The following is a 5,731-nucleotide window of genomic DNA, read 5'->3' on the forward strand; positions in this document are numbered from 1 at the left end:
AGTGGTGCTGGAAGGCCTGCACATGCAGCCGGTAGTCCTGCACCGGCGTGGACGGCGCCACCGCATGGCCCCAGGGCATGCCGAGCCATTCCACGGCCCAGTTGTAGTCCGGGTTCATGGTGATGGTCTTGAGCGCGTCGATGACGTGCCCCTCGCCCATCTGCCGCAGGCCGTGCAGCAGGGTGCCGGAGTACTCGAGCATCACCCTTGGGGACTTGCCCTCGTGGATGAGCTGCGGGATGAATTCCCCCATGCGCTTGTAACACCAGACGAAGGCGGGGGCGTTGTGGTTATCGCCGATGTCCTGGTGCTCCATCATGTACTGGAGGTTGCTGATGAGCGCCGCGGTCTTGAGGTCGTCGCCGCCGGCCGGGATCAGCGGCTGGTGCTGGTGCAGGGCGATGGCCGCCGCCGCGCGTATACGGCCGAAGTCCACGCCGCCCGGGATGTCGGACAGGCTTTTCTCCTTGCCGCGCGCCATGGCGGCGGCGATGTCTTGCTCCTGGCCGGAGATATTCGGCAGGCCTTCGATCTGTTCGGGAAGCTCAGGCATGTGGCTGCTCCTAACAAATTGATTGCGTGATGAACGGTTGGATGGGTTGGCATCGGGTGGCGATGGCGGGCGTCGGTGTTACTCAGCCCGACCTTTGCGGGCGGCCCCGGGCGCGGCGCTCAGAGCGACCCGCTCGCCCCGCCGGCCGACGCTCGGCCGTGCAAATGGCGTTCCGCATCGGCCAGGGCGGCGTCGGCGGCATCCAGGTCGGCGGCCGCGCGCTCGACCCAGGCCTCGCCCCAGAATAGGTTGCAGCTGGTCTCCGCCCGCAGCAGGCGCCAGCGGGCTTCCTCCAACACCGCCAGGAGCCCCGGGTCGTCCGGCGCCGTCGCCGCGCCCTGGTGCACCAGGGCCCGCAGCTGTGCACTCACGGCGGCATAGCGCGCCAGCATGCGCTTTTGGGTGTCCGAGCCGGTCCACTGGGTGAAGCCGCGGCCAGAATGCCAGCCGGTGTTCCAGGCACCGGTGCCGACATGGACCTCGCCATGGGCGCCGTGCTGGTCCAGGTAGTCGCTGATGCTGCTGGGCCGGATATCGGCGCTGCCCTCGCGCACCCGTTCGAGCAGGGGCAGATAGAAGGCACTCCAGTAGTTGGCGCCCTCGGTGACGTTGCGGAACCAGCCGCCGTTCTCGCCGTCGGTCGCGGTGGTGACCAGGGGCTCGAAGCCACACCAGCGGGTGCGCTCGGCCACCTCGGACAGGAACCAGTCCAGCTCCATGCCCGACTCCTGTGCATCGGAGAGCTCGCGGTCGCGCACCACGATGATGATCTCCGCGCCGTCGTAGCGGGCAATGTGCGGGCGATAGCGCAGCTCCGGCCAGTCCATGGGCGTGACGGGCTCCACGTGGGCGCTGTCCACCAGCACGTAGCGGTAGCCGAACTGCCTGAGCAGCGGAATCAGCTCCATGGAGAAGCCCATCTCCGGCGGCCAGAAGCCGGCGAACTGCTCACGCCAAAACAGATGCCGGGCGAGGTCCTGCCAGCGGCGCAGGTGCTCCGGGCGGTCCGCCGGCGGGATCAGCGGCAGCACCGGGTGGTAATAGCCCGTGCCGAGGATCTCGAACAGCTCAGTATTCTGCAGGTGCCAGAGCAGCTTGCCGCAGTCGACGATGCCGTAGACTCGTTCCTGGAAGGCAGGGCTTGAGAGGGTCTCAAGTAGGGTTCCGGACAACGACAGATGCACCCGGGCGAGGTCCTCCTGTCCCCAGAGGCTGCGCGGAATCCGGTCCAGCGCGAAGAGGATTTCTTTGGCTTCCCAGGTGGCGTGAGCCAGCAGGTGCTCCAGGTTACCGGCGGGCTGGTGCAGGTTCAGCACCAGGGCATGATGGGCGGGCATGGGCGGCATTGCTCCGGACGGAGGACCTGATCAAGACAAGGCGCAGGCAAAAGCACAATCGGGGGTGCGCTGCGGCTCGGGCCGCCTCATGATAACGGATCGGCGCCTTACAGCAGTGCTGCCCGGGCGCCGGATTCTCGGGCCTTCGCGAAGGCTGTCCGCGGTGGAGCTCTCAGCCATCGCAGAACTGCGACCTCACCGCGCACCGATGCCAGTCAGACGCGCTGCGCTTCGGATGAATCGGTATCGGCCTAGCGCGGCGCCTCCAGAGAAATGGTCACATAGCCGAAAGCACGGTAGTCCTCGATCTGCGTCGTCGCCAGAGGGACCACGTCGACGAAGTCCGCAAACTCGCTTGCGTCGACGCCATTGGCCCGGGCGTAGGCCCCGCAGACGTGCACCACCAGGCCCTGTTCCCCTGTCAGTCGCTCCAATCGATCGTGCACGCCCCGGTACAAATGAGTCTCGCTCGTCTGCAGCGCCATGATCTCGTCACCGTGGGAGATGACGGCGACGTCTAGTCCTGGATAGGTGCCGCGTAGTATCTGCACATACCGCTCAATGCGTGGGGCCGCCCATTCCAGCGCGCCCTCGTCGTACTCCAGCACATTGAACATCACGCCAGCCGGCGGACTCCCGGCATCGACCAGTCGCTGAACCTCATCAATTTCTGGGAGATCCGTCGAAGCGGCCACGTCATCGGCCGAAGCACCACTGGCAGCGAGGGCGCCGGCCACCAGCAGCCAGTATGTCAGCGACCTCGCAGGGAAACGCTCGAAGCTGCACCAGAACATGAGCCACACCAAAGCACGTTACGCGGCGTCATCTGCCTGGGGCGCTGACGAGGCCGCACTATGAAAGACCAACCGGCGATGGCCCCGGCGCGGAGAACTTTAGGGCCGTGCCGACAAGGTCAAGCCAGACCCGCCGCACCGGCGGGCATTCGCTTGCACAGGATGCGCGGATGCAGACGCTCGGCGAGTGACCCTTCCAGCCGTACCGCCGCCCCCAGAAGTGCGCCCATGCAAGTCAGCGACGGCCGAATTCGTCAGCCCCGCCCCTGCCTGCCGCCGGACACCTCTGCTGCCCGCGGTCGCCGACAAGCCAGCGGTTCCAGAAACCTGCGCGTGAAACCTCCGCGTGTCGTTGCCCTGCCGGCAGTCGGTTACACTCCGGGTCGATGTCGAGCTTCTGGCTTGGCTCGCCGCGCGAGGCGAAGCAGTCCAGTCGCACAGCAGCGCGGCGTTGCGGGATGCTGTCGAGCAGCGGGCGCGGCGCCGAGAACCTCGAGGCAGCCCTTGGTCACCTTGTGTCGAGCCAAAGTCTTCTTTTGCGCGAGCCCATCGCAAGATACCCACTATGCAGCGCATCATCGTCGATCCGGATTCCAAATCGCTGGCCGAGCGCTACGCGCTGGTGAAGGCCGCCAACCGCCGCCGCGGGCGCTTCCCGGAGGGCTGCGTCACCGTGGTGGAGTCGGAGGAAGCCGCCCGCGCCGGCCGCGACGAGTCGCGCAAGCTGCACCCGGCGGTGGTCTACGGGCCGTCCAGCTCATCGGAGGGGCAGAAGCTCTACTACCTGGTGAAGTGGCTTTGAGCTGAGCTGCCTCGCCGCCGACGGGGCGACGCGAGAGCACGTTACGCCGGTGCCTGCGGCGGGCACGCTTCGTTTTGCGCGTCCTACCAACTCACCAGCCCTGGAACCTGTTGCGCCCATGGATCAGCACACCACCCCAGCCCTGCAGGTGCAGGGCCTGAGCAAATCCTACGCCGAGGGCCGGAAGCGCCGCGTGGTCCTGCGGGACGTGGCCTTTGAAGTCGCCCCCGGGGAGTGCGTGGCCCTGGTGGGGCGATCGGGCTCCGGCAAGTCTACGCTTCTGAACCTGCTCGCCGGTATCGACCAGCCCGACGCCGGCGACGTGCGCATCATGGGCCAGAGCGTCACTACCATGGGCGAGCCGGAGCTGACCCTGCTCAGGCGCCGGCACATCGGCTTTATCTACCAGTTCTTCAATCTGATTCCGACTCTGAGCGTCGCTGAGAACCTGGCCCTGCCGCTGGAGCTGAACACCGTGCCGACTGCCCGGCGCCGGCAGCGCGTTGCGGAGCTTTTGGACAAGGTGGGCCTCACGGGGCGCGAGCGTGCTTTCCCGGACCAACTGTCCGGCGGCGAGCAGCAGCGTGTGGCCATCGCCCGTGCGATTATCCATGACCCGGCGCTGGTGCTTGCCGACGAGCCGACCGGCAACCTAGACGCTCAGACTGGGCACCGGGTGCTGGCGCTGCTCTCCCATCTCTTCCGGGACGAGGGCCACACGCTGATCCTGGTGACCCACAGCCGGGAGGTCTCGGCAATCGCCGACCGCGCCTTCGCCGTGGATGAGGGACGGCTCTGTGCGGACACGGAGGCCCTATCCTGGTGAGCAACGCCCCGGGTGACAGCACCTCGGCGCGCCGTGGCCTCAGCGCGCGGGTTGCGGCCGCCGTCGATGCCGTCCGCCTGCCACCGGCCCTGCTCAGCGCAAGCCGCCGCTACCTGACGCGCCATCCATGGCAGACCTGGCTCTCCATCATCGGCATTGCGCTGGGGGTGGCTGTCGTCATCGCCGTGGACCTTGCCAACGAGAGCGCGCGCCGCGGCTTCCGGCTGTCGGTGGAGCAGGTGGCGGGCCCGGCGACACACCAGATCCAGGCCGCGGCCGGCGGCATCCCCGATGCGACCTATGCTGAACTGCGTATCGAGCAGGGGCTGGACCTGGCTACGCCGGTCATCGAGGCCCCCATCCGCATCGGCGAGCGAAGCCTCACGCTGTTGGGGCTGGACGTGATTGCCGCAGCACCGATGCGCCCGGCGCTCTTCGCCGGCGCCGCGGCGCAGGGCGATGGCGGGAATGGGCTCGCGGCGGCGCTGATGACCCTTCTGGCGGAGCCGGATACCCTGCTGCTCTCAGCCGCGGACGGGGCGGCCATAGGCGCCGCCGCCGGCGATGAGATCAGCGTCGAGATCGGCAACAGCACCCGGCGCATGCGCATCGCTGCCCTGCTGCCGGATCAGGGCGGCGCTGGCCAGGGGCAATCGCAAGGGGTAGGCGGTCTGGCCGTCGCCGACATCGCCACGGCACAGGAGGCCACCGGGCGCACCGGCGAGGTGGAGCGCATCGACCTGATCCTGACGGACGAGGAGGCCGAGCGCGTCGCCGCCGCCCTGCCCACGGGACTGCGGCTTACCACCACCGCCCAGCGCACCAATGTGCTGGCGCAGATGACCCGCGCCTTCCACACCAACCTCACGGCCATGAGCTTGCTGGCGATGCTGGTGGGCGGCTTCATCGTTTACAACACCATGACCTTCGCAGTGCTCCAGCGTCGCCCGCTGCTCGGCACGCTCCGCATGCAGGGCGTCACCCGCTCGCAGCTCTTCGCGCTGGTGCTTGTGGAGGCACTTGTGCTGGCGGCCATCGGGGCGCTGCTGGGCGTGCTGACGGGCATCGCCGTGGGCGCCGGGCTGGTGCAGCTGGTGACGCGCACCATCAACGATGTCTACTTCCAGCTCAGCGTGCGCAGCCTGCACCTGGACTGGCTGTCGCTCACCAAGGGAATCGGACTAGGCATCGGCGTCACCTTGCTGGCGGGCCTCGGGCCGGCACTGGAAGCGGCCCGCTCCCAGCCGCGGGACGTAGCGCGCCGCACCCTGGTGGAGCAGCGCGGGCAACGGCTGCTGCCCTGGCTCGCAGCGGGCGGCGCACTGGTGATGGCGCTGGGGGTCGCGTTGATCCCCCTATCCGGGCGCTCCATGACCTGGGGCTTCGTAGCGCTCTTCCTGGTCATCGTCGGCGCCAGCC

Annotated in this window: 5 protein-coding genes and 1 pseudogene; 3 read left to right on the top strand and 3 right to left on the bottom strand. The window is 68.1% G+C overall.

Going from position 1 to position 5,731, the window contains the following annotated elements; genetic code table 11:
- The 3 genes and pseudogenes from I6U14_RS03415 to I6U14_RS03425 all read right to left on the bottom strand — a co-directional run.
- Nucleotides 1-553, bottom strand: a pseudogene (locus I6U14_RS03415) (glycosyl hydrolase family 57); the annotation flags it as partial.
- Nucleotides 554-672: 119 nt separating this feature from the next.
- Nucleotides 673-1,890, bottom strand: a complete 1,218-nt coding sequence (locus tag I6U14_RS03420; RefSeq protein WP_296896895.1) for a glycoside hydrolase family 57 — start codon at nucleotides 1,888-1,890, stop codon at nucleotides 673-675.
- Between the two features lie 251 nt (nucleotides 1,891-2,141).
- On the bottom strand, nucleotides 2,142-2,684 hold the full coding sequence (locus I6U14_RS03425; RefSeq protein ID WP_296896896.1) for a DsrE family protein: 543 nt from the start codon (nucleotides 2,682-2,684) through the stop codon (nucleotides 2,142-2,144).
- Nucleotides 2,685-3,249: 565 nt separating this feature from the next.
- Here I6U14_RS03425 and I6U14_RS03430 point away from each other — a divergent pair.
- The 3 genes from I6U14_RS03430 to I6U14_RS03440 all read left to right on the top strand — a co-directional run.
- The gene (locus tag I6U14_RS03430; protein ID WP_296896897.1) at nucleotides 3,250-3,486 is read left to right on the top strand and encodes a hypothetical protein; all 237 of its coding nucleotides are present in this window, start codon (nucleotides 3,250-3,252) and stop codon (nucleotides 3,484-3,486) included.
- 118 nt (nucleotides 3,487-3,604) lie between these two features.
- The gene (locus I6U14_RS03435) at nucleotides 3,605-4,312 is read left to right on the top strand and encodes an ABC transporter ATP-binding protein (RefSeq protein ID WP_296896899.1); all 708 of its coding nucleotides are present in this window, start codon (nucleotides 3,605-3,607) and stop codon (nucleotides 4,310-4,312) included.
- Nucleotides 4,309-5,731 (top strand): ABC transporter permease (locus I6U14_RS03440; protein ID WP_296896901.1); only part of this gene is annotated, 1,423 nt, incomplete at its 3' end. The genes I6U14_RS03435 and I6U14_RS03440, both read left to right, overlap by 4 nt.

The organism is Thiohalocapsa sp. (assembly GCF_019695415.1).
Taxonomy (GTDB): domain Bacteria; phylum Pseudomonadota; class Gammaproteobacteria; order Chromatiales; family Chromatiaceae; genus Thiohalocapsa.